At 49.6% G+C, this 23131-nt stretch carries 18 protein-coding genes and 1 pseudogene; 16 read left to right on the forward strand and 3 right to left on the reverse strand.

Annotation, left to right across the window (positions count from 1 at the left end):
* A pseudogene (locus tag Q0986_RS15905) lies at positions 1 to 835 on the forward strand (sodium:calcium exchanger); the annotation flags it as partial.
* A gap of 98 nt (positions 836 to 933) precedes the next feature.
* Entirely contained in the window at positions 934 to 2391 is a 1458-nt protein-coding gene (locus Q0986_RS15910) for a carotenoid oxygenase family protein (RefSeq protein WP_299412416.1), read from the forward strand.
* 18 nt (positions 2392 to 2409) lie between these two features.
* On the opposite strand, the gene smpB is transcribed toward Q0986_RS15910, so the two are convergent.
* Positions 2410 to 2874, reverse strand: coding sequence for an SsrA-binding protein SmpB (smpB, locus tag Q0986_RS15915; RefSeq protein WP_299412419.1), 465 nt, complete (start codon positions 2872 to 2874; stop codon positions 2410 to 2412).
* Positions 2875 to 3034: 160 nt separating this feature from the next.
* On the opposite strand from smpB, the gene Q0986_RS15920 reads away from it, so the two are divergent.
* The 6 genes from Q0986_RS15920 to Q0986_RS15945 all read left to right on the forward strand — a co-directional run bounded on the left by Q0986_RS15920 (position 3035) and on the right by Q0986_RS15945 (position 10710).
* The gene (locus Q0986_RS15920; RefSeq protein WP_299412422.1) at positions 3035 to 3346 is read left to right on the forward strand and encodes a thioredoxin family protein; all 312 of its coding nucleotides are present in this window, start codon (positions 3035 to 3037) and stop codon (positions 3344 to 3346) included.
* A gap of 39 nt (positions 3347 to 3385) precedes the next feature.
* Positions 3386 to 4870 (forward strand): hypothetical protein, encoded by a 1485-nt coding sequence (locus tag Q0986_RS15925; protein ID WP_299412425.1) that lies wholly within the window; start codon positions 3386 to 3388, stop codon positions 4868 to 4870.
* A 154-nt stretch (positions 4871 to 5024) separates the two neighbouring features.
* Positions 5025 to 5489, forward strand: a complete 465-nt coding sequence (gene rimP / locus Q0986_RS15930; protein WP_299412428.1) for a ribosome maturation factor RimP — start codon at positions 5025 to 5027, stop codon at positions 5487 to 5489.
* A 71-nt stretch (positions 5490 to 5560) separates the two neighbouring features.
* On the forward strand, positions 5561 to 6910 hold the full coding sequence (gene nusA, locus Q0986_RS15935) for a transcription termination factor NusA (protein WP_299412431.1): 1350 nt from the start codon (positions 5561 to 5563) through the stop codon (positions 6908 to 6910).
* Positions 6911 to 7315: 405 nt separating this feature from the next.
* The gene (infB, locus tag Q0986_RS15940) at positions 7316 to 10252 is read left to right on the forward strand and encodes a translation initiation factor IF-2 (RefSeq protein WP_299412434.1); all 2937 of its coding nucleotides are present in this window, start codon (positions 7316 to 7318) and stop codon (positions 10250 to 10252) included.
* Positions 10253 to 10500: 248 nt separating this feature from the next.
* Complete coding sequence (locus tag Q0986_RS15945) at positions 10501 to 10710, forward strand: hypothetical protein (RefSeq protein WP_299412437.1); 210 nt, start codon at positions 10501 to 10503, stop codon at positions 10708 to 10710.
* Positions 10711 to 11210: 500 nt separating this feature from the next.
* Here Q0986_RS15945 and Q0986_RS15950 read toward each other — a convergent pair whose 3' ends face one another.
* The gene (locus Q0986_RS15950; RefSeq protein WP_299412440.1) at positions 11211 to 11594 is read right to left on the reverse strand and encodes a hypothetical protein; all 384 of its coding nucleotides are present in this window, start codon (positions 11592 to 11594) and stop codon (positions 11211 to 11213) included.
* 376 nt (positions 11595 to 11970) lie between these two features.
* Here Q0986_RS15950 and Q0986_RS15955 point away from each other — a divergent pair, with 376 nt between their 5' ends.
* The 4 genes from Q0986_RS15955 (at position 11971) to Q0986_RS15970 (ending at position 14728) form a co-directional block, all read left to right on the forward strand.
* Positions 11971 to 12312 carry a hypothetical protein gene (locus Q0986_RS15955; RefSeq protein ID WP_299412443.1) on the forward strand — a complete coding sequence of 114 codons (342 nt, stop codon included), beginning with the start codon at positions 11971 to 11973 and terminating at the stop codon, positions 12310 to 12312.
* A gap of 152 nt (positions 12313 to 12464) precedes the next feature.
* Entirely contained in the window at positions 12465 to 12557 is a 93-nt protein-coding gene (gene petL, locus Q0986_RS15960; RefSeq protein WP_299412446.1) for a cytochrome b6-f complex subunit PetL, read from the forward strand.
* 197 nt (positions 12558 to 12754) lie between these two features.
* Entirely contained in the window at positions 12755 to 14239 is a 1485-nt protein-coding gene (gene gatB, locus Q0986_RS15965; protein WP_299412449.1) for an Asp-tRNA(Asn)/Glu-tRNA(Gln) amidotransferase subunit GatB, read from the forward strand.
* Between the two features lie 36 nt (positions 14240 to 14275).
* Positions 14276 to 14728 carry a nucleoside deaminase gene (locus Q0986_RS15970; protein ID WP_299412453.1) on the forward strand — a complete coding sequence of 151 codons (453 nt, stop codon included), beginning with the start codon at positions 14276 to 14278 and terminating at the stop codon, positions 14726 to 14728.
* Positions 14729 to 14818: 90 nt separating this feature from the next.
* Here the strand turns inward: Q0986_RS15970 and murA are convergent, their stop codons facing one another.
* Positions 14819 to 16114, reverse strand: coding sequence for a UDP-N-acetylglucosamine 1-carboxyvinyltransferase (gene murA, locus Q0986_RS15975; RefSeq protein WP_299412532.1), 1296 nt, complete (start codon positions 16112 to 16114; stop codon positions 14819 to 14821).
* A gap of 185 nt (positions 16115 to 16299) precedes the next feature.
* Between murA and Q0986_RS15980 the strand changes: the two genes are divergently transcribed.
* The 4 genes from Q0986_RS15980 to Q0986_RS15995 all read left to right on the forward strand — a co-directional run bounded on the left by Q0986_RS15980 (position 16300) and on the right by Q0986_RS15995 (position 23111).
* Positions 16300 to 17205, forward strand: coding sequence for an ABC transporter permease (locus Q0986_RS15980; RefSeq protein WP_299412456.1), 906 nt, complete (start codon positions 16300 to 16302; stop codon positions 17203 to 17205).
* A gap of 19 nt (positions 17206 to 17224) precedes the next feature.
* Positions 17225 to 19879: a chloride channel protein gene (locus Q0986_RS15985; protein ID WP_299412459.1), complete on the forward strand. Its 2655-nt coding sequence runs from the start codon at positions 17225 to 17227 to the stop codon at positions 19877 to 19879.
* A 100-nt stretch (positions 19880 to 19979) separates the two neighbouring features.
* Positions 19980 to 20525, forward strand: coding sequence for a hypothetical protein (locus tag Q0986_RS15990; protein ID WP_299412463.1), 546 nt, complete (start codon positions 19980 to 19982; stop codon positions 20523 to 20525).
* An 84-nt stretch (positions 20526 to 20609) separates the two neighbouring features.
* Positions 20610 to 23111, forward strand: a complete 2502-nt coding sequence (locus Q0986_RS15995) for a hypothetical protein (protein WP_299412466.1) — start codon at positions 20610 to 20612, stop codon at positions 23109 to 23111.
* Positions 23112 to 23131 lie beyond the last annotated feature (20 nt).

Genomic DNA, 23131 nt, shown 5'->3' on the forward strand with positions numbered 1-23131 from the left:
TACTTTAACCGCACGATGGCCAAGCCCTTCAATTGGAAATTTGCAGGGTTCACTGACGATAGATAAGCTGAATGGTTATTTCAGCCAGGCTGCACTAGAAACAATTGATTCAGATTCTACAGGCAGTAGAATTACCAGCGTCGCAGGCAATAACAATGGTTCAGATGAGCCAACTCCTGAACCTGAAACAACTCCTGAACCTGAACCAACTCCAGAACCTGAACCAACTCCAGAACCTGAACCAGAACCAACTCCAGAACCTGAACCAGAACCAACTCCGGAACCTGAACCTGAGCCAACTCCGGAACCTGAACCTGAACCAGAACCAACTCCGGAACCAGAGCCTGAGCCAACTCCTGAGCCTGAGCCAGAACCGACTCCAGAACCCACGCCTGGATCTGTACCATTTCCTATGCCAATCCCCACGCCAGGGCCAGGATCTACACCTGTACCAACACCTGGCTCTGTTCCAGGTCCAACATCTCAACCCACACCTAATCCAGAACCAATCCCAGGAGCAACTCCTGCACCTCAACCTAATACAGAGCCATCGAGTGGATCGACGTCCCAGCCATTCCCGTTTCCTGTACCGTCACCGTCTCCGCAACCGGGAAACGTGCCCAGCACAAGTCCTGAAACCGGAACTACCCAAACGACACCTCAAGGGGAAACGAGTCCAGGCGAAGTCATTCGTCCCAGTGACTCTCGTGAGCCATCAGCAACACCGACGGAACAATCCCCTGCTCCAATAGAACGACCTGCACCTGAACAAGAAACGGCTGCCCCCTCTCGTGATGAGCCTGAATCTCCACCCCCCGTGCGAGCGCTCTGGTAGGTCCTAACGCGACACCATCAGCCCCCTGTTCAAGGGGGCTACCTTGTATCTTGGGGTAAAGTTAGCTCATCCATTGTTTCAGTGATATTTAGGTGTCCATGCACACTCAATACCGTGATACCCAACGAGACCACTTTGCTCAAGGAAAGCCCTTGTGGGTCCGTGCGATCGCAACCCCCGCTACGGAATTTGGTCCCATCTCCCTACCCCTGTTGTCTGGCCAAATCCCTGAAGGTCTTCAGGGCACCCTATATCGCAATGGCCCTGGGCGTTTATCTCGCCAGGAGCAAACGGTCGATCACTGGTTTGACGGAGACGGCGGTATTTTAGCTGTTCACTTTGACGATGGAGAGGCAACAGCCCGTTACCGCTATGTCCAAACCCAAGAACTACAGGCAGAAGAAGCCAAAGATCAATTTCTTTACTCTGGCTATGGACAAATGGCCCCTGGTCCAGTGTGGAAACGGTGGGGAGTTCCGCCAAAAAATGTAGCCAATACCTCGGTTTTGGCCTTGCCTGACAAATTGCTTGCCCTTTGGGAAGGCGGCAATCCCCATGCCCTTGATCCCGTCACCTTAGAAACCCATGGATTGGCTACCCTTTCAAGCTTAACGACCAAGCTCACCTATTCTGCTCATCCCAAACGTGATCCACACACGGGAAACATCTATAACTTTGGCGTTATCTTTGGCCCCAAAACCTATATTCAGATCTATGGCAGCTATGCCTCAGGCGACATTGTTCGGCAAGCTTCAATTCCCTTGCCGGGTTTATCTATGGTTCATGATTTTGTTTTAGCGGGGCGTTATCTCGTATTTGTGGTGCCTCCACTGCGATTGCAGATGTTGCCCGTTATGTTGGCAACAAAAAGTTTAAGCGATGCTTTGCAGTGGCAACCCCACCAGGGAACACAAATCATCATCATCGATCGCGACACCTTTGAAGAGGTAACTCGTTTTGAAACGGATCCTTGGTTCCAATGGCACTTTGGCAATGGCTATGAAGATGCTGCCGGGAATATTGTCGTGGACTATGTTCGCTATGAGGATTTCCAAACCAATCAGTGGCTAAAGGAAGTGGTCACAGGCTATCCGCAAACCCCTGCGACCGGGAAGCTATGGCAGCTCAAGATTAATCCTCAATCCAACCAGATTCTGTCCAACGAACCGTTGTTTAACTTTGGTTGCGAATTCCCGACCATTTCCCCCCTGGAAACCGGACAGAAGACTACCGCCATTTACTTGAACCATCATTCCCATACCCAACGACCGGTAGAGGAAATGTTTGACTGCATTGCTCGAATTGATGGCACAACCTTAGCTGTCACAAGTATGGCCTTTCCTTCTGGCTGTTACCCCATGGAAGCAATTTATGCCCCTGATCCCAACAGTTCTGATCAAGGGTGGTTGTTAACCGTGGTCTTTGATGGCAACCAGGATCAAAGTACCGTGCAAATTTTTTCAGCGAATCAGTTAGATGCAGGTCCTGTAGCCGTTTTAGGACTGGCCGAAATTATCCCCTTTGGGTTTCATGGCACTTGGCAGGCTAGGGCGTAAGCTCCTCTGTGCTCAACCCTACTCAGCCCCCCGCTTTAAGGCCCGCTCCATATCTCGTTTATCCTGACGTTTCTTGATCGATTCCCGCTTATCGTGGAGTTTCTTACCCCGCGCTAGGCCAATCGTTACTTTAATCCAGCCGCGCTGCAGATAAAGCTTCAGTGGCACTAGAGTCAGTCCTTTTTGCTCAGTTTTGCCAATTAACTTGCGAATCTCTTGGCGATGCATCAAGAGTTTGCGGGTCCGCCGAGGGTCATGATTAAAAAACTGGCCAGCATTAGTATGGGGGGAGACATGCACATTCAGTAGGAAGGCTTCCTCCTTCCGGATTTGGGCAAAGCCATCACGCAGGTTCACTTTCCCCGCTCGAATCGATTTAACTTCCGTGCCAGTTAAGGCAAGGCCTGCCTCAAACACCTCTAGGATTTCGTATTGAAATCGGGCTTGGCGATTATCACTAATAACTTTGTAAGACTCACTCATACCTTCTAATGTACTCTGCCAAATCCTAATTCGTTGCTTTCAGTCCCCCGTACCCCCATGTCACCAAAGATGGGTATGGACCGACCGATGGATTTGAGGGATTCACTCGGACTGATAGCATGGACAATAACGCACACTGGGCTATTTAAGGTAAGCAAAAATGGGTAGAGCCGTCATCAAGTTCTCTTCTGAAGACTGTGGGATTTGCCACAAAATGTCCTTCTATGATCAGAAGGTCACAGAAGAGCTGGGCTTAGAATTTATTGATGTCAAAATGCAGGACACTGCAACTTACCGCAAATATCGCAAAATCCTCCTGACTCAATACCCCGATAAATCAGAGATGGGTTGGCCCACCTATATTATTTGTGACTCCCCTGATGCAGAGTTTTCAGTTTTGGGCGAAGTCAAAGGCGGACATCCCAAAGGGGAATTTAGAAGCCGACTCCAAGCAGTCCTAGGGTCTGCATAAAGTTCGCTATCATCCTGATGTTCTTCTTTATCTTCTGGTATGCCCTCGACCCCCGTTAGTCGCAACAATACGAAGCAATACAAAAGACGACGAACTCGGCGTAATCCTTGGTTATTGGGCTTAGATCGACTAATGGCCCTAGCGGCTCTAGCGAATTTGAGCTTAGTACTCTTCAATATCACCTATATTCCGTTTCGAGATTTTTATTTAAGTCGACTGCCCCAAATTACAGAACTCTATGACCCCATCAAGGGCATCGAGCCTTACCGAGATACCCAGCAATATTTAGAAACCGTTGACCAAATAGAGCAACAACTTGCTAAATCTGGACCAGAAGGGCCAGAGATAGAGAAGCTATTGGCCCAAATTCGGGACCAAAGTGAAGCAATGGTCAATGAAAATCCCTTTGAGCTTGCCAACAAAACCGGAACCCTAGAAAAGATCAAGAACCGGATGCGGGAGCAACTGGATAATGAGTCGGCCAAGGGCTCCTTTCGAGAGTTTTGGAGTGTCGATTACCTCAAGAAGAACCTATGGACGCGGGAACTCGAATTTTTCAATAAAGATATTCGACCTCTGATTGCCTCTAACTACTATCGTCCCTTTGGGGAAAGCGGCGATTTTGTTGACTTCTTCGTCGTTATTGATTTGCCCTTCGTCCTCCTGTTTGGATTGGACTATTTGGTCCGCACCTTCTACTTGAGTCGTCGCCGCCAGGGGACTAGTTGGAAAGATACGATTTTTTGGCGTTGGTATGATCTCCTCTTTTTCATACCCATTTGGCGAATTCTACGCATTTTGCCGATCACCTTGCGGCTGCATCAGGTGGGCTGGATTAATCTCAGCCGGATGCAAACTCAAATCAATCGGTTCTTAGCCGAAAGTCTAGCTGGAGATATGACGGAAATCGTCTTGGTGCAGTCCGTTGGCATTGCTCAGGATGCCATCGAGCAAGGCGTAATTGAGCAATGGCTGCTGAACCCTGAGACTGAGACGGTCGAGATTAATGAGGTGAATGAGATAGAAGAGCTGATTCTTCAAGCTGTCAAAATCACTATTTACAAAGTTTTACCGCAACTAACCCCCGACCTAGAGAATGTGATTCGCCATGCCATTGTGGAAGCCTTGAGTGATATTCCGTTCTATCGGCAGGCTCAACAATTGCCCGGGATGATGACGCTTCCCAATGTGATTGCCCAGCAAGTGTCGAAACAACTCACCCAAACGTCTCAGTCCACTCTGACGAAGGTCTTAAATGATCAGAAAGGGAAGGATATCTTCGATCAGCTAGGAGAACATTTTACGGATGCCTTACGGGGTGAGCTGCAAAATCAAGAAACTCTAGATGAAATCCAGTCCCTACTCACAGACTTTTTGGAAGAGACCAAGCTGACGATTTTGCAACGCCTAGAGTCAAAAAGTGGCGAGGGAGCCGCTGCTGAGGTTGAGCATTTGCGTCAAGTCACCTATGAGTCAGGTCGATTATCTTCTGTACAGGTCATTCCAGGATCTTCTCAGCAATAGCCTTCAGTGTCTTAATCCTGCCAATTCGCCCAATGTGAGTCGGGCTGCGCTACACTAAGACCTGAGTAGGCATTATTTTGCCTGTGGCTCTTGCGCATGCTTGAGCTTTTAGGGTGGGTGTTAACCCACTTTTTTTATTGTCAGGGTTATTTCCATGGCACATCCACTGATCCCTCAAGTAATCGACCTTGCTACCCCTGTAGCAGCCCAATTTAATTTAGAAGTGGTGGGCGCTGTGTTCCAAACCAACCAGAGTCCACCAGTGTTGCGAGTTGATATTCGCAATGGTGATGCGGATACGGGTTTAGAAGATTGCGAGAAAATGAGTCGTGCGTTAGAAACGGTCTTGGACGACGCGGATGTTTTCCCAGAGGCTTATGTGCTGGAGATTTCCAGTCCAGGGCTGTCAACGCTACTGACGTGCGATCGCGACTTCGTTTCCTTTAGGGGGTTTCCCGTGCTGATCCAAACCCACCAACCCTATCGGGGCCATCATCAGTGGATTGGCAATCTCACCGGTCGAGATGACCAATTCGTTCAACTCAACCAAAAAGGTCGAACTATTAAAATCCCTCGGGAAGAAATCTTGCAAGTGCAGCTCTATGACTCCCCAGCCTAACGACTGTCCGCCAGTCTTTTCTCGCCCCCTAATGTCCTCTTCTCACGCCCTGTCAGTAATGGAGTAAGCCTATGTCAATGGTTCAGTTACCTGGTTTAGCAGAAATGATTGAGGTGATCAGTCGTGAACGCAACCTACCCAAACCAGCAGTGGAAGCTGCACTCCAAGAGGCGCTGCTCAAGGGATATGAACGGTACCGCCGGACATTGCTGTTAGACAGTGGTGCCCAGTTTGATGAAGAGTATTTTTATAACTTTGACGTTGAATTAGATGTCGAGGAAGAAGGATTTCTCGTCTTAGCCACCAAAATGATCGTTGATGATGTGGAAAGTACCGATCATCAGATTGCCCTAACAGAAGTGCGAGAAGTCGCGCCAGAAGCCCAGCTGGGAGACACCGTTGTTTTAGATGTCACGCCTGAACAGAACGAATTTGGACGGATGGCTGCTATCCAGACCAAACAGGTGCTTTCGCAAAAACTCAGAGATCAACAACGCAAACTGATTCAAGAAGAGTTTCAAGATTTAGAAAAAACGGTTCTTCAGGCCCGCGTCCTCCGGTTTGAGCGCCGTTCTGTGATTATGGCCGTGACCAGTGCCTTCGGCCAACCAGAGGTTGAAGCGGAGCTGCCCAAGCGAGAACAGCTTCCCAATGATAACTATCGAGCCAATGCCACCTTCAAAGTCTTTCTCAAACGCGTGGCGGATGGTCCCCATCGGGGTCCCCAACTCGTGGTATCTAGAGCCGATGCCGGGTTAGTAGTCTACCTCTTTGCTAATGAGGTCCCAGAAATTGAAGATGAGGTGGTGCGGATTGTGGCCGTGGCCCGAGAAGCCAATCCCCCCTCTCGCCAAGTGGGTCCGCGCACCAAAATTGCGGTGGATACGCTGGAAAGAGATGTTGACCCTGTGGGTGCCTGTATTGGCGCACGGGGATCACGCATCCAAGCCGTGGTCAATGAGCTGCGAGGGGAAAAGATCGACGTGATTCGCTGGTCCCCCGATCCCGCCACTTATATTGCCAATGCGCTCAGCCCCGCCCGTGTAGACGCTGTCCGGTTGATTGACACCGAAGAACGTCAGGCCCATGTTTTAGTGGCTGAAGATCAGCTGAGCCTAGCCATTGGTAAAGAAGGACAGAATGTCAGATTAGCTGCCCGACTGACAGGTTGGAAAATTGATATTAAAGATATCGCTAATTATGACCAAGAAGCGGAGGATTTACAGTTGGGCGAGTTGCGATCGCAACAAACTGATATTGAAGGGGAGGGTGAGGGCGTTAGCATAGAACCCACTCCTACTGATCCGGTTGAAGCCGTTGAGGAAACGGACGTATCTGCGACTAGTAGTGAATCCCTGTCAGAGCCTGAGAATACTGATCACTCAGAGGAGGAGGAATTGATAGCAGAGACAGAGGATTAAGATCGACTGTCCAAATCAACTAGACACATAGCAGGTGGTCACCCAGTTTGACCCGATACACCTGCACACGTTAGGCGACCAACTCTTAAACTTACGTGCACAAAAAATAGTTGATAATAGGGAGAGTGCTTGATTATCCCTCCCATACAGTGGATGCTTGATCTAGAGTGAATATAAGCCAACTTACGATATGAAAGTCTGTTCTGCCAGTCGTTCGTTGGTCAAACAGCATGGATAATGCATATTGAAGGAACTTGATCCATTGAAACGTTGAGTATTTTAGTGCCTAGCCAATAGAGCCAATCTAAGGACTAGACTCTAAGAAACAGCACTAAACATATCCTTATCCCAAAAGCATAAAGGGTAGAACTATGTAAGATCACAGGAGACAAAAGGGGCCATTGGATGAGTAGCAGTCACAAAGTTAGAATTTACGAGCTATCAAGAGAGTTAAATTTGGAGAATAAAGATATTTTGGCAGTTTGCGATCAGCTGGATATTGCTGTTAAGAACCATAGCAGCACGATCACTGAAGCCGAAGCAGAAAAAATTCGGGCTGCTGCTCCCAGCCCTTCATCGAGCCGCCCACCCAATCGTAAAGCTCCTGTTAAAGCGGGAACCAACCGTAAACCACAGCCGATTTCAAAATCTAACAAGCCCAATCGTCCTAAGAAACAGCAAATTCTTGAGATTCGCAAACAAAAATCTAAGCCTGCTGAGCCGGTTGCCCCCTCTGCGTCTACCAGTACTGCAACACCGCCTGAACCACTGCAAGCGCCTAAACCTGTTCGCCCAGCCGCTCAGACCCCTAAACAACCGGTTGCCCGTCAGGAGCCAGCCCCAGTTCGCAAGCCCGCGTCTTCTCCCACCCCTAGCTCTGGCCCCACTTTGTCTCCGCCTCCGGTGGTAGAGAAGGTATTGACCAAACCCGCCACTCAAGTGCCGGAGATGGTTAAGCCTCAACTCTTGAAAAAGCCCACCTTGAACCAACCGCCAGAGCCCGCTGCTCCAGAAGCGCCAGCAAGCCCTGTGGAAAAGGTGGCTGTTTCTAAACCCACCCCTCCCACCAAACCTGCGCCGGAGGAACCCTCCCAGCCTCGTTTGATCCGTCCGATTTCGATTACGAAGGCCAAACAGCAGGCCAAGAAAGAAGCAGAAGAAGCCGTTGCCGCACGCTCAGGCACGCCCGACAATGACACGACCGAGCTTTTAGTCCTAAAACCGCCCACATCTCGCCAGAAAAAAGATAAACGTTCTTCTAAGACAGAGGAGCTGGAAGAGCGTCCTGTTAAGGCATCTAAGGCAAGTCTAAAGCAAAAACGGCGTAACCAAAAAGCCCTAGAAGAAGATGAAGATGATCTCTTAGGCGGCGATGATACCAATAGCCAAGCGGTGGTTGATGTCAGCCAATCTCTGGTCCGCCCGCCTAAGCCCAAATCTATGAAGCAGTCGAAACCCACGACGGTTCCGATCAGTCGGGCTCCAAGTCCCTCCAAAGGTGGCAACCGACGACAGCGCAATCGCTATCGTCAACAGCAAGAGGCAGAAGTCGAACGGCCAACAATGCTGACTTTGACCTCTGAGTTGACGGTCCAAGCGTTAGCAGCAGAACTCGTTGTACCTGAAACAGAGGTGATTAAGATTCTCTTTATGAAGGGAATTGCGGCCAATATCAATCAGGTTCTCGATATTGAAACCGCCACAATGGTGGCAGAAGAGCTAGATTGTTTGGTCGAAACGGAGGAAGAGGAATCTGAGGCCCGTAAAGTCTCAGAAATGCTGGACGTTGAAGATCTAGAGAAACTTCAATCTCGCCCCCCTGTGGTCACCATTATGGGCCACGTGGATCATGGTAAGACCACTCTCTTGGATGCAATTCGCGAAACGAAGGTGGCCCAAGGGGAAGCGGGTGGTATTACCCAGCATATTGGGGCTTACCACGTGGACCTACCCCACGAAGACGGGGTGCAACAGGTTGTATTTCTCGATACTCCCGGTCACGAAGCCTTCACCGCGATGCGGGCTCGGGGGACACGCGTGACGGATATTGCCATTCTGGTGGTGGCGGCCGACGACGGCGTGCGTCCACAAACCTTAGAAGCCATTAGCCATGCGCGGGCAGCCGAAGTTCCCATTATTGTTGCCATCAATAAAATCGACAAAGAAGGCGCCCAATTGGACCGAGTCCGTCAAGAGTTGAGCGAGCATAATCTCGTCCCAGAAGACTGGGGGGGTGAAACGGTGATGGTGCCAGTCAGCGCCCTGAAAGGAGAAAACCTGGATACGCTACTGGAAATGGTGCTGCTGGTCGCTGAAGTGGAAGATTTGCAGGCCAACCCAGATCGCTCAGCTAAGGGAACGGTGATTGAAGCTCACTTAGATAAGGCCAAAGGTCCGGTTGCTAGCTTACTCGTCCAAAATGGTACCCTCCGAGTCGGCGATGTGTTAGTCGCTGGGTCTGTCTTTGGTAAAGTGCGGGCGATGGTGGACGATCGGGGTGCCCGCGTCGATTCCGCCAGTCCCTCCTTTGCCGTTGAGGTGTTGGGGATGAGTGAAGTGCCGGCGGCGGGCGAAGAATTTGAAGTCTTCGGGGATGAGAAAGAAGCTCGTTCTCAGGCCGGACAGCGCACCGATCAGCAGCGCCATACTCGCTTACAGCAAGCTATGGCTTCTCGCCGTGTCTCTCTCAATGCCTTGTCTGAACAGGCCCGGGAAGGAGAACTGAAAGAACTGAACTTGATCATCAAAGCAGATGTGCAGGGATCTCTTGAAGCGCTGTTAGGGTCCCTGGCTCAACTGCCGCAGAATGAAGTTCAAGTTCGCGTGTTGCTGTCTGCTCCCGGCGAAATCAGCGAAACAGATGTGGATTTGGCTTCTGCCAGTGGGGCTGTCATTATTGGTTTCAATACCAGCTTAGCCAGTGGGGCTCGACAAGCTGCCGACCGAGCTGGGGTTGATATCCGTGAGTACGACATTATCTACAAGCTCCTCGAAGACATTGAAGGCGCTATGGAAGGTCTCCTAGAACCTGAATTCGTCGAAGAAGACTTAGGCGAAGCCGAAGTACGGGCCGTGTTCCCAGTGGGACGGGGTGCGATCGCAGGCTGTTACATCCAGTCTGGCAAACTCCTGCGCAATTGTCGTCTTCGGGTTCAGCGCAATAACGAGACTGTGTTTGAAGGTATCCTAGATTCCCTCAAACGGATGAAAGATGATGTGCGTGAAGTAAATTCGGGTTATGAATGTGGCGTTGGAGTAGATAACTTTAGTGGCTGGGTCGAAGGTGATCGCATCGAAGCCTATCAGATGGTAACGAAGCGTCGAACCTTGTCTTCCACCTAGCTGCTCCCTGCATTTGTATTCCCCAGCACAATCTTGAGCCTTCACTGTGAGTATGCTGAGATTGTGCTGATGCAAATCTCGAATGGCTTATCCAACTTGCAAAAGGCGAGCGCTGCCCGTGTTCTCGCACATTACTAATGATGCATTTTTGTTGAACGGCACGGTATGCATGCTCCCCTAAACTCGGCTATTCTTAAAGAAGATTTAAATGCCGAGTGATTATTCCTCACCTACTTTGGAAGACAACTATGAGTTCTCTTACGTCTCCTACCACACCCCGTTCTCTCTTCGACCATACTGATGTATTTTGGCCCGATCTAAGGGAAGTGATTTCTGGGAGTTCAGGGTTTAAGCGCTGGGTGTTAGAGCAGGGACTTGACGCGAATGCTCAAGGCACTACCTTAGATATTTTGGTCCGCTCTTATCTCAAACAGACGTTGGAAACATTAGCGTATTAAATCAAGCGCTAGGTTCCTTCATAAATTGGGATTAAAACCTTATCGCTGATAGTCAAACATCTGGCTATGGTGACCGATGGAACGGTAACCACAAATCTTGAGTTCTCCGCAAACGTCTAGAACCCCTTCTATCGAGCAAAATAGAGCGTATAATCTCGGCTAAAGAGGGAGCGTTCCTTCAGTCCAATCTTTAGCCTGACACAGGTACCAATGAACAAACAAATCCAGCAACGCACCCATTAATTCAGGGCTTGTTGCTGTTAACACCATGTCTATTCAGTAAGATTGTGGCGAGCGGAAGGTTGGCGTTTATCCCTCTGGGCTCAGCGTTTCCCTAATAGTATTCGCTCTTCAATGGGAATGGCTGATGGTTCCACTCCATCATTCTATGGGTAGGAATAGCGAGCGCCAGCTTCAAAGAGGATTTAGGACCTTGTTAGTATTTAAGGACTACAACAAGTATCCTTTATATGCGATTACCTCCTCTTTAATAGCGGCAGCTAACCTCTTGTGGAAATGCAAGGCGTAAAGAAAGGAGACAATTCCTTAGGCATGACATGCGGATCTGTTTTCATCTGGGCATTGGCCTGATTAAAGATTCGAATTGCTTGAGATTGTGGATGTTGCTGTTGCATCTTTGTAATAGAGCATTGACAGATCTGAGTGGCTTGATCGATTGATTCTCCCTTCACCTCTTGTAATTTCTTGGTGCATTCATAGGTATATAGGCGCACTAGGTGTGGGTTGTAAGTATATTTCGCCGATGCAATTTGACTTGGGTTTGTGGGGTTAGCGCTAACCCGAGCAGGCAACAACAGACTAGAGCAACTCAGTGTACTAGCGACGGTGAGAGTGGCTGAGAGTGTTCGAATAGAACGAACCATATAAACTTCTCCTTTAGATAGAAAATAATCCAATAACACCAAGGAACTGATCTATATCAGCAACACGGCATCCGACAATTAAAATTTAGATGCTGATAATTCATCTATTTAAGCTTTCATTGCACCGAAGTGCTACTAAAGTTAAGTAATGTAGCCGATTCTAGACACATTTCATCATTTTTTTTAGTACATATCTGCATGATGCTGTCTTCTCTTAGGATGTTCCCCATTTCATATTGATCAATCATTCTGTAACGAATTCTCTGATTATGGAGGTCTTCGTGCTAGAGAACAAACGGCTAGAGTTCCCTCAAGTTCATTTATGCACCTAATAGACAGGTACTATTGAGGGATATAGCAATTCACTATTCTCTTTATGTCTTCTGCTCAACTGAAACTCAATTTAATAGAAGGATCTGTGACCTTTAGTTTTACGTCTGAAGCCGCTCAGGCGTTTAAAGCTGAGATTGCCACCTTAGTGCAAAGCCTAAAAGCAGTTGCCAATAAAACACCTGGGGAAAAGGTTCAGCCTCAACCCTCAATGGAATATCAGTATACAGGAGATATCTTTTTGGAATGCTTTTGCAATCCTAATATCTGGCCCAGTCCATACGCTGCAAAAGTATTGCTTACCATTCGAGATGATCGAATTCGACTCACCACAGAGGCAGAATTGACGCGTACCATTGAAGATCTCAATGAATTTCTTGAGGCCTAGGAGGCATGGGAGCGAACAGCTCTGAACAGTAATACCCCATCGAAAATATTTTTCTATCAAAAACTTGGACAGGTGTGATTCCCATCCGATAAGCTACTCAAGAGTAGAATGTAACACTATCGTTACCATCACATTCAGTTAGAGGTATTCGCATGGGTTTTATCGCATACGTACTATTTCTCAGCACTTTTACTGGGATAGCACTAGGACTCTACTACGGTCTCAAAGCTGTCAAATTGATTTAAGTACAGATCGCTTGGTGGGAGTTGCCCTTCCTCCAAGCTTTTCCAATCTTGACCCTAGTCTCTGGCAACGAGGCAAGTGTGACCAAGTGAGCAACATCGGGGCCACTGCAAAACGCTGAACAATCGACCTGGTTAACTGTTCTAGACGCTAAACCTTCTAGAATGGAGAGGAGTTATTGCAATAAGGCAAACGCTACATGGTTACTAAGGCTCCTGCAAAGACTGAATATGAAGCAGTAATTGGTTTAGAAACCCATTGCCAGCTCAGTACCGACACCAAAATCTTTTGTAACTGCGCCACTGCCTTTGGTGCAGATCCGAATCACCAAGTCTGCCCCGTGTGCATGGGTATGCCGGGTGTGTTGCCTGTTCTTAACGAAACCGTTTTGGAATATGCCGTCAAGGCGGGTCGCGCCCTCAATTGTGAGATTGCCAAATACAGCAAATTCGATCGCAAGCAATACTTTTATCCTGACCTACCTAAAAACTATCAAGTCTCTCAGTTCGACCTACCGATTGCTGAGCATGGCTGGTTAGAAGTCGAAATCGTTGATGAGCAAGGGGAAGCCACTCGCAAGAAAATCGGCATTACCCGTCTACACATGGAAGAAGATGCGGGCAAACTGGTGCATGGCGGTAGCGACCGCTTAGCAGGTTCGACCCATTCCCTAGTCGACTTCAACCGAACGGGGGTCCCCCTGATTGAGATTGTCTCCGAGCCCGATATGCGTACGGGCATAGAAGCAGCAGAATATGCCCAAGAGATTCGCCGAATTGTTCGGTATCTCGGCGTCAGTGACGGCAATATGCAGGAAGGTTCTCTGCGGTGTGACGTCAATATTTCCGTCCGTCCCCAGGGCCAGAAGGAATTTGGGACTAAGGTAGAGATCAAAAACATGAACTCCTTTAGTGCCATTCAGCGCGCCATTGACTATGAAATCGCCCGCCAAATTGAAGCCATTGAGTCCGGCGAGACCATTATTCAAGAGACCCGCCTATGGGAAGAAGGGGCACAGCGCACCATTGGTATGCGCAGTAAAGAAGGCTCCAGTGACTATCGATATTTCCCAGAACCCGATCTGACCCCCATTGAAGTTGCCCCCAAACTTCTAAAGCAATGGCAGTCGGAATTGCCTGAACTTCCTGCCGCCAAGCGTCATCGGTATGAAGAAGAAATTGGATTGTCCCCCTATGACACTCGCATCCTCACGGATGATCATGCCCTTACCCAATATTTCGAGGCAACCTTAAAAGCAGGGGCTTCTGCTAAACAAGCGGCCAACTGGCTGATGGGAGATATCACTGGATATCTCAACAATGAGAACTTATCCATTACTGATATCGCCTTAACTCCTAAAGCCTTAGCGGAGCTGATTGAGCTAATTGAAGCTAACACCATTAGCGGCAAAATTGCCAAAGAACTCTTACCAGAGCTACTCACAAAAGGCAGTTCTCCTAAAAAGTTAGTTGAGAAAAAAGGACTCACTCAGATTTCGGATACTGCTACCCTGGAATCTCTGATTGATGAAGTGTTAGCCGATCACCCCCAAGAGTTGGAGCAGTACCGCAACGGTAAAACTAAACTGCAAGGCTTTTTTATGGGACAAGTAATGAAGCGAACCAGTGGGCGCGCAGATCCTAAAGCCACGAATCAAATGCTGGCTAAAAAGCTAAAAGGTTAATCTTCACCCCCACTGATTTGTCTATTGGTTCAGAAAATGACTTTAGACCCATTTATGGAGGCAGCGATCCAAGAGGCTAAGCTGGGACTCACTGCTGGGGGAATTCCCATTGGATCAGCTGTGGTAAAGGACGGGATCATTGTAGGTCGCGGCCATAATCTTAGGGTACAGCGAAGTAGCGCAATTCTGCATGCAGAGATGAGTGCGCTGGAATCTCTTGGACGTCAACCCGCGATGTTTTATCAGCAGGTAACGCTATATACCACACTGTCTCCTTGCAGCATGTGTACAGGCGCTATTTTACTCTACAAGATTCCTCATGTTGTCATTGGCGAGAATCGAACCTTTATGGGCGAAGAAGCCTTGCTCAAAGCCCATGGCGTGAAGGTTACGGTCTTAGATCACCCCACGTGTTACCAAATGATGCAAGCGTTCATTCAAACAACGCCACAACTTTGGCATGAAGATATTGGCGTTGAGCAACCTTAGACGCTTTAGGTCTCACGCTATTTTTAGCATGCCAGAACCCAGTCCTGCAGCTAACTATTGATACCAATCTTGAATAGGGCAGAGCTAGAATTAGGAATCAGCGATAGAAACTCGCTCAATTTTAGCGCCTAAACCCCGTAACTTTTGCTCAAAGTTTGCATAACCGCGATCGAGATGCTGCAACCCTTCAATGCTGGTTTTACCCTTGGCGGCTAAGGCTGCAACCACTAGCGCTGCAGTTGCACGTAGATCAGTACCTGTAACGGGTGCCCCCGACAAGAACGGAACACCCCGAATCACGGCAATATTACCTTTCACTCGAATGTCAGCTCCCATTCTGACCAATTCGGGGACATGGCCCAGACGGTTTTCAAACACTGTCTCGGTGACGACGCTATTTCCATCGCTCAAGGTTAGCAGCGCCATAAACAAGGACTGCATATCGGTTGGAAAGCCAGGGTAGGGCAGAGTCTCTATTTCAGTTCCTGCATGAACGCCTTTGGACTGAATTCGTAGTCCTTGTTTCGCATCTGGTGTCACTTGGAATCCAATGGCTCTTAGCTTGGCAATTACAGCCGTTAAATGCTCGGGAACTACGGGGGTTAGGAGAATATCGGAATGGGTGATTGCTCCCGCCATTAGAAACGTGCCTGCTTCAATCCGATCCGGCACAATGCTGTAATCCGTTCCATGGAGTTTGGGAACACCCGAAATCGTAATGGTTTTGGTCCCAGCCCCCGTAATTTTGGCCCCCATCGATCGACAGAAGTTGGCTAAGTCAGCCACCTCAGGCTCTTGGGCAGCATTATCTAAGATGGTTTCACCTTCAGCCAGGGTTGCGGCCATCATTAGTGTTTCTGTCGCGCCAACACTTGGATAGTCGAGATAAATTTTGGCCCCTTTAAGCCGAGAGGCATAGGCATGGACGACACCATGCTCGATATAAACTTCAGCTCCCATCTGCTTCAAGCCCCGAACATGAATTTCGACGGGTCTAGCACCAATCGCACAGCCACCGGGCAAGGGAACTTTGGCAACACCCATGCGAGCCAGCAAGGGACCAATCGCAAAAAAGCTAGCTCTCAGTTTACTGACGAGTTCATAGGGGGCATCTGTGGTTGTGATGTGGGTCGGGTCAAGTTCTAGAACATCGTCGTCTTGCTTGATCTTGACCCCTAAAGTTTGGAGGATTTTGGCCATTCCCTGAATATCAGCGAGAGAGGGAACATTTCGTAAACGACAGGGTTCCGAACATAGGAGAGCTCCAGCCATAAGCACCAGAGCTGAGTTTTTAGCACCGCTAATTTTAACTTTGCCTTGGAGTGGTGTACCGCCCCAAACCTCGAGAATCGACGAGTATGCTTTTGTCGAGACGGGTTGATCCACTATGCTAACGGGGGAAGAAATTGTTTTAAGAGTATCCAATGGCCTACACCACACCAAAAAATTGAAGGGGATTGTGGTCTAGAGTGTACCCTAAAATCGACCAAAGAATCAGAATTTTTGTAACATTTTCCTGGAATTCTGCATCAATTCTTGTGACTTCTTTAATCTATATTTGTGTTTTGCCAATGACTTCAACTAAAGTTTGGCCACGATTTTTGCCGTTCCCACGCCGCATTAACCTCTCCTTGGGGTTGATGTTGACCGGGATTTTGATCACGATTGTCTTTATCGTGATTGCGTTATTAGCTCCCACGCTAGAACAGTGGCATTGGATTCAAGATCCAAATTTCTTTATTGGCAATTCCAAACACAGCCCACCCTCAGCGAAATATTGGTTTGGGACGGACCAGCTTGGACATGACGTATTCGCGCGAACCCTTTATGGTGCCCGAGCTGCATTGCAAGTAGTGGTGGCTGCAACAATATTTAGCGTTATATTTGGCGTTATTTTAGGTCTACTTAGTGGTTATTTAGGCGGTTGGGTGGATCGCACGTTACTCTTTCTCATGGATTCCATATATGCCATTCCCGGCCTCTTAATTGCGGTGACGCTGTCCTTTTCGATTGGAGAAGCGGCCCGAGGCGTGCCTAGTGCTGCGGCCGCCTTGGGGGTTGCCTACGTTCCCAAGTACTATCGTGTGGTGCGCAACCATACCGTTAGCATTAAAACAGAACTATTTGTAGAAGCCGCCAGAGCGCTGGGTGCCTCTCCTTGGCGCATTATTTCTCGGTACTTGTTTGGTAATGTGATTCAAAGTGTGCCTGTATTGTTTTCTCTCAATGCAGCAGACTCTGTGTTGACGTTGGGTGCCCTTGGATTTTTGGGGTTAGGATTACCTGCTGATATCCCAGAGTGGGGATATGACTTAAAAATTGCCCTGGAAGATTTCACCGGTGATATTTGGTGGACAACGCTATTCCCTGGATTAGCGATGGCGCTGCTATCCATTGGGTTATCCCTTGCCAGTGAAGGGCTGAGCGAATACTTCAATCCTTTACAACAACGAGATACTGTTAACGACACAAACTAGGGTTTGTGCTCTTGCCCCTATGCGCTTTCGCTTAGCGTTTCGTCCTCTGCGCTACCTTACCCAATCTAGTCGCTTCGCGATTCTTGAAGCTTGTTTGATTGGTTTAGTGTCAGGATTGGCAGCGGTGTCTCTCCAAGAAGGGATTGGTTGGATGGGGGGGTGGCGAGTCTATTATGCTGGCCATTTTTCTGCTCCTCTCGTTTTGCCGGTGATTGGGTTTGGCGGTGGCTTTGTGTCGGGCCTGCTGATTGAAACCATTGCCCCTGATGCGAAAGGGAGTGGCATTCCCCAAGTTAAAGCTGCACTGGCTCAATTCCCCATTGCCCTGAATTGGCAAGTGGCCCTCGTGAAATTGATGAGTGGGATTACGGCCTTAGGGGCAGGGTTAACCTTAGGTCGGCAAGGACCTACGGTTCAGCTGGGTGCGGCGCTGGCGGCTCAACTCAGCTACTGGTTTCCCACGGCTCCAGATCACCGTCGTCAAATGATTGCTGCGGGGGCAGGCGCAGGCTTAGCCGCCGGGTTTGCTGCCCCTATTGCTGGCGTTCTGTTTATTGTCGAAGAGCTACTCCACGATTTATCGGGGCTAACGTTGGGGACAGCTATTCTGTCCTCTTTTATCGGAGCAGTGGTGGCTCATGTCCTCGGTGGACAAAATCTATCCATTAACTTTGAACAGGTGACTGCGACCACTAGCTTTTCTGTGCCCGAGATTCCCTTTTTTATCTTTTTAGGTCTTTTGGCGGGGGGATTGGGAGCCGTGTTCAACCGAGGATTACTCCTCAGTGTGAAGCTCAATCAACGACTGACAGCGATTGGACTCCCTTGGCGGATGGGTATGGCCGGAGCGATCTGTGGGGGAGTGGTGGGGCAGTTACCCAGCATTTTTCAAGACAACACTGGATTGAGAGGACTATTAGGATTAGGCACGGTCGGCTGGCAGCTTGCCCTCATGGCCTTTGTCGTCCAGTTTAGTTTGACCCTGATTGCCTATGGCTCTGGAGCGCCAGGCGGATTATTTGCCCCTAGCCTGGTGATGGGGGCCGCATTGGGCAATTTAGTCGGACTTGGACAAGTCAATGTACTCCATGCGGGTTTACCGACAACCTATGCCTTAGTCGGTATGGGGGCATTTTTTGGGGCAGTGAGTAGGGTACCAGTGACCGGAATCGTAATTATTTTTGAAATTACTCGGGATTTTAACCTGGTCCTCCCCCTCATGATTAGCTCTGTGGTGGCCTACTTAACCGCTGATCAAATCAGTCAGCGTTCCATTTATGATTTGCTGCTCCAGCAACAGGGTATTCAACTCCAAAACGTGGCCCCCTCTGCCCAACGGATGCTAGATGCACTGACTGCTGACGATATTATGGAACGCCAAGTTGAAACCTTACCCAGCTATCTGCCGCTCGATCAAGCCCGACAGATCTTTGCACGCTCTCATCATCGCGGTTTCCCTATTCTCGACAATCGGCGTTTGGTTGGAATTTTAAGTCGAACTGATCTCAACCGGGTGACGCAGCAGCAACAGCCTGGAAATATGTTAATTCGGGATATTATGACACCTCAACCCTTGACGGTTAATCCCCACGCTTCACTGTCTGATGTGCTGTATATCTTGAATCGCTCTCGGATCAGTCGCCTCCCGGTGATGGATGGGCGAAAATTGGTGGGCATTATTACGCGGGCTGATATTATTCGGGCTGAGTTTGATCACATCACCAGCCAGAAACAACAGGACACAACATCCTTTGCCCCGTCCTATGGCGTCTATCTGACTCGTGGTCCAGCCACGGGTGAGGGGCGAATTCTCCTGCCCTTAGCCAATCCTCAAACGGCAGAAACATTATTAAAAGTTGCAGTGGTGATGGCTCAAGCCCTCAACTATGAACTGGAATGCCTCCACATTATTCGTCTGCCTCGAAATCGCCTACCAGCCGAAACCCCTGTCAGCATGACCAAAAGTAAGAGACTGCTGCAAAAGGCAGTGCGATATGGGCAACGCCATCAGGTGTCCGTCCATACCCAGATCAGGGTTGCTCAAGATATTCCCCAAGCCATTCTAGAGGTGGAGCAACACGAACATATCAATCTGCTACTGATGGGGTGGCAGGGGCAGTTTTTCACGGGAGGGCAAATTGGGAATCCCACGGTACGGACGATTCTTCGTCAGGCCCAGAGCCAAGTGTTGGTGATTCGACCGGCTAAAAATTTTAAGACGGGTCAACCCCATCGCTGGTTGGTCCCCGTTTCGGGGGGTCCCAATGTCCAACAAGCGATTCAATTACTGCCTGCTTTAATGCCCATGAGTAAGACGCCAGTCATCAAACTCTTTCAGGTGTACGCGCCGACAAAGAATTTGCCGGATCAGAATTTCCTCGATCATTATGTCCAGTTCCTCCGGCAGCAGTGTCCGGACAGTATGGTCACTTGTACACAAATTTGCGCTCAAAATATAGCGGACGCAATTGTTGAACTGGCACGCCTTCAGCAAACCGATATGATTATGATTGGTGCCAGTCCGACTGGGTTGGTTCATCAAGCGCTCAAAGGGAATATCCCGGTTGCGATCGCACAAGGCACGGAGGCCACTATTATTCTGGTCAGGGGGGCGGACAAAAGCCCTGCAGAATGGGTGTCAGGGCCTGCGGCTGAGTTGAGTTCGGAACAATGACGAACAGGTCTGAATCATAATCAGACAGTGGTAATCGACAGGGTTGAAGATGTCAAAACTGAGGAAAAGGCGACGACGACGCTCGATTTGGAGCCTGATCGTGCTGTTAAGTCTCTGGAGTTGTTTTCTGGGCTGGGGACTGTCTCGCATCCAATCTTCGATGGCCACAGAACCAGTCCATGTAGCCCAAGCTTCGTCACCCTCCCAACCTCAGGACGCAGTCGGGAGTGTTGATCCGGTCCCTCCCCAACTTAAGCAAGGCGAACAGCTCTACCGTCAACGCTGTGGCACCTGTCATGTGGCGTTGCCGCCTCAAGTATTGCCCAGCCAAACGTGGCAGACGCTGTTGCCGGAGACGAACCACTACGGCGTGAGGCTGCCCGAGTTCCGCAATCCTGAGCTGACCCAAACGTGGGAGTATCTCAGTTTTTTCTCGCGTCCCATGAAAGAAGATGGACTCCGCCCGGTTCCCTATCGAGTCCAGCGATCGCTTTTCTTTAAAGTCTTGCATCCCGGGGTTGAGTTTACTGAGTCAGTCACCCCGGAGACCTGTGTGCAGTGCCACCCTGGTGTGTCCAATCTAGATTTCCGACAGTTAAGCCCGGAATGGCAAAACGACGCGGGCACGTCTGACCCTGGTAGATAATAGCGAGCGCTTCCGCCCTTGTGAAGGGCGGAGCAGCCTTGCCTTTGTCCTATCCTCTGAAGCGATGGGGAATACTAAGTTTGGTTGTCTCAGAACTTAGCGTTCACCGATGTGAAGCGTTTAGAACCCCTACTTATTCCTCGATCACCCGAGGGGCTTTCCGAAGAAGCTGGCCCTGCTGTCGAGGAGGGTTCAGCCCAGAAAGAGCGAGATAGCGCTGATGCTTCTGCTGCCGACCCCATAGAAGTTCACGATCCGCAATCCAGGATTGCAGACCCCGAAGAATTTTTTGCTTGGCTAGGGATTTTAGCCGAAAATGCCAGCTTTACGGCTAAAACCGCAGCAACCCTTTGGCAGCAGCCCGTGGAGGATACCGATGCCATACTCCAACACTGGGTAAAACAGCGAGGGGTGATCGCGCGGGCAGATCAACCTCGAACCTATCAACTCCCCGTTGCGCTACATCAAGAGGCCTATCAGTGTTTGCTCTACAGGGAGCAGCTGTCCCCGCAGCAAGCCCATACCCTTCTGATTGACCGCTATCGAGCCCGGACCTACCAGCAGCTGTGGCATACCCTTGAGGATGATGGCTATATTTATGCCCATCTCACCTGGCATCTGCAAGGGGCAAACCAATGCGACGAAATTCATTTGCTTCTGCAAGAGGACGCTGAGTCGGGAGCCAATGGCTGGTATGAAACGTGCGATCGCACAGGATCTCTGCACTGTTTTGACCGAGATCTAGCCTTAGCATGGCAGTTGGCAGAGGACATGTATGCGCAAGCCCCTGTTCAGGCCATTCAACTGCAATGTCGATACGCTCTGATGACCGTGGTCTCTTATGCCGGGAGTCGTCTGCCAGCAAACCTGGTGGCTGCCTTTGTCCATCAACAGGTTTGGACGGCCGCTCAAAGCCTGGCCTACTTAGAACGGGTTCTAGATCCCCAACATCGATTTGCAGTTCTCCAAAACTTGATCCCAGCATTGCCGTCGACCGAGCACCCCGAGTTGCTGAACGTGATTCAGCAACAACCTCACTGCAACCATCAGGCCCAGTTACTCCGTATTCTGGTGCCGTTGCTGGATCCAGTGCTTTATCCTGAGCTACTCAGGAGGGTAGAGATCCTAGACACAGACGGTGACAAGGCGATGGTGCTGCGAGAATTAGCCGCTGTTCTGCCCACATCGGACTTGGATCAGATCCTTGCCATTACTCAAACCTTGAACCTGACTGAATCCATGGTGGCGGCCTGTGGCATTGTTAGGCGTTGGCCGCAGACCCAGGCAATGTATTTGCAGATGTTAGCGCAGGCGGCCCAGAGCAATGTTGAGGAGGAAGCCGTCTATGCTGATCTGCTGAGGGCAATTATTCCGAATATCTCTGGTGCTCACCTACCCAAGCTGTTGGCGTTGATCCATGTCTTGCCAGATGCCGCTGCCCGTGTCGATCTGCTAATCCAGCTCCTGCCGCAACATCCACAACTGCTTACAGTGGCCTTTCAAACGGCTTGTACGATTCCAAGTGAAATGGCTTGTGCGATCGCACTGGGAAAACTGGCCCCGAGATTGACTGAGATTGATATCCATTTAGCCCTCACGATCCTAGATACATTTAAGAATCCCGTGGCGGTCCGCTGTGCACTCCTACCCATTAGTGCCTATCATCCCTCAGCTAGTATCAGTGGCAAACTGATCGAGATCATTGAGGCATTCCCCTCGGAATCAGCGCAATGTCAGGCTTTGTGCGGACTTTTTTCCCATCTTCCCTTAACCATGCAAGGGGATATCAAGGCGCGGATAGAGGCCGTTTCTGATCCAACCACACGAGCAACTGCCCTCAGTCGTTTGGCCGTTCAAGATAAATCCCTGATGCCCTCAGCGCTGCTTGCCATTACCCAATGCCAAGATGTTGAGGTAGAGTTCGAAGCGTACTGGATTCTGGCCCAGCGCTGGCCCAAATTGATCCCAGCCGCTCTGAAGTCTGCTTGCCAAATCAAGAGGATGGATCCTCAAGTATGGGCCATTCACCAACTGGCTCCCCACTTAAAGGAGCAGCAACTGAAGGAGGTCTGTGCGATCGCAAAACAGATCCGAGATCAGGAGCATCGACAGCGGATTCTGGATGAAATCATTCCCTACAGCTCTAAAAACATCCTCATACATATCCGAGAACTCTGGCATCAGTTCCAGGATAATAAAGTCTATGCAACCGTTTTAGGGACCCTCAAAGCTCAACGAACCGCCTTGAATATTAAACTGAGTCCTGGCGATGCCAGACAACAGGCGATTCATGCTTTGACTGCATTTCTTCCCGATCCAGTCCTCCAGCAGACACTAGCCACCACCTTTGATTTTGAGGATCCAATCAACTGCGCTAAATCGCTCAACCGTCTGCTGTCACAACTGCATCCCTCTCAGGTGGATTACCCGCTGTGGTGCAAGATTCTCCACGCCCTGACCCATCTGGAGCATGACCGGTTCTTCCTCAGCCTGCCCAGACTGATACCGTTTTTGGTACAAATGGCGGGTCCCGAAATTCATGCAGCCATGATTCAAAATATACAGATTATCCAGCGCCAGTGGTAACCAGCCTGCCAAGGGTAGAC

Source organism: Acaryochloris sp. IP29b_bin.148, from assembly GCF_028285565.1.
Taxonomy (GTDB): Bacteria; Cyanobacteriota; Cyanobacteriia; order Thermosynechococcales; family Thermosynechococcaceae; genus Acaryochloris.

Bases quoted from the DNA above. Each gene is read 5' to 3' on its own strand.
- Q0986_RS15910 (WP_299412416.1), top strand. From the start codon at position 934: ATGCACACTCAATACCGTGATACCCAACGAGACCACTTTGCTCAAGGA.
- smpB (WP_299412419.1), bottom strand. From the start codon at position 2,874: ATGAGTGAGTCTTACAAAGTTATTAGTGATAATCGCCAAGCCCGATTT.
- Q0986_RS15920 (WP_299412422.1), top strand. From the start codon at position 3,035: ATGGGTAGAGCCGTCATCAAGTTCTCTTCTGAAGACTGTGGGATTTGC.
- Q0986_RS15925 (WP_299412425.1), top strand. From the start codon at position 3,386: ATGCCCTCGACCCCCGTTAGTCGCAACAATACGAAGCAATACAAAAGA.
- rimP (WP_299412428.1), top strand. From the start codon at position 5,025: ATGGCACATCCACTGATCCCTCAAGTAATCGACCTTGCTACCCCTGTA.
- nusA (WP_299412431.1), top strand. From the start codon at position 5,561: ATGTCAATGGTTCAGTTACCTGGTTTAGCAGAAATGATTGAGGTGATC.
- infB (WP_299412434.1), top strand. From the start codon at position 7,316: ATGAGTAGCAGTCACAAAGTTAGAATTTACGAGCTATCAAGAGAGTTA.
- Q0986_RS15945 (WP_299412437.1), top strand. From the start codon at position 10,501: ATGAGTTCTCTTACGTCTCCTACCACACCCCGTTCTCTCTTCGACCAT.
- Q0986_RS15950 (WP_299412440.1), bottom strand. From the start codon at position 11,594: ATGGTTCGTTCTATTCGAACACTCTCAGCCACTCTCACCGTCGCTAGT.
- Q0986_RS15955 (WP_299412443.1), top strand. From the start codon at position 11,971: ATGTCTTCTGCTCAACTGAAACTCAATTTAATAGAAGGATCTGTGACC.
- petL (WP_299412446.1), top strand. From the start codon at position 12,465: ATGGGTTTTATCGCATACGTACTATTTCTCAGCACTTTTACTGGGATA.
- gatB (WP_299412449.1), top strand. From the start codon at position 12,755: ATGGTTACTAAGGCTCCTGCAAAGACTGAATATGAAGCAGTAATTGGT.
- Q0986_RS15970 (WP_299412453.1), top strand. From the start codon at position 14,276: ATGACTTTAGACCCATTTATGGAGGCAGCGATCCAAGAGGCTAAGCTG.
- Q0986_RS15980 (WP_299412456.1), top strand. From the start codon at position 16,300: ATGACTTCAACTAAAGTTTGGCCACGATTTTTGCCGTTCCCACGCCGC.
- Q0986_RS15985 (WP_299412459.1), top strand. From the start codon at position 17,225: ATGCGCTTTCGCTTAGCGTTTCGTCCTCTGCGCTACCTTACCCAATCT.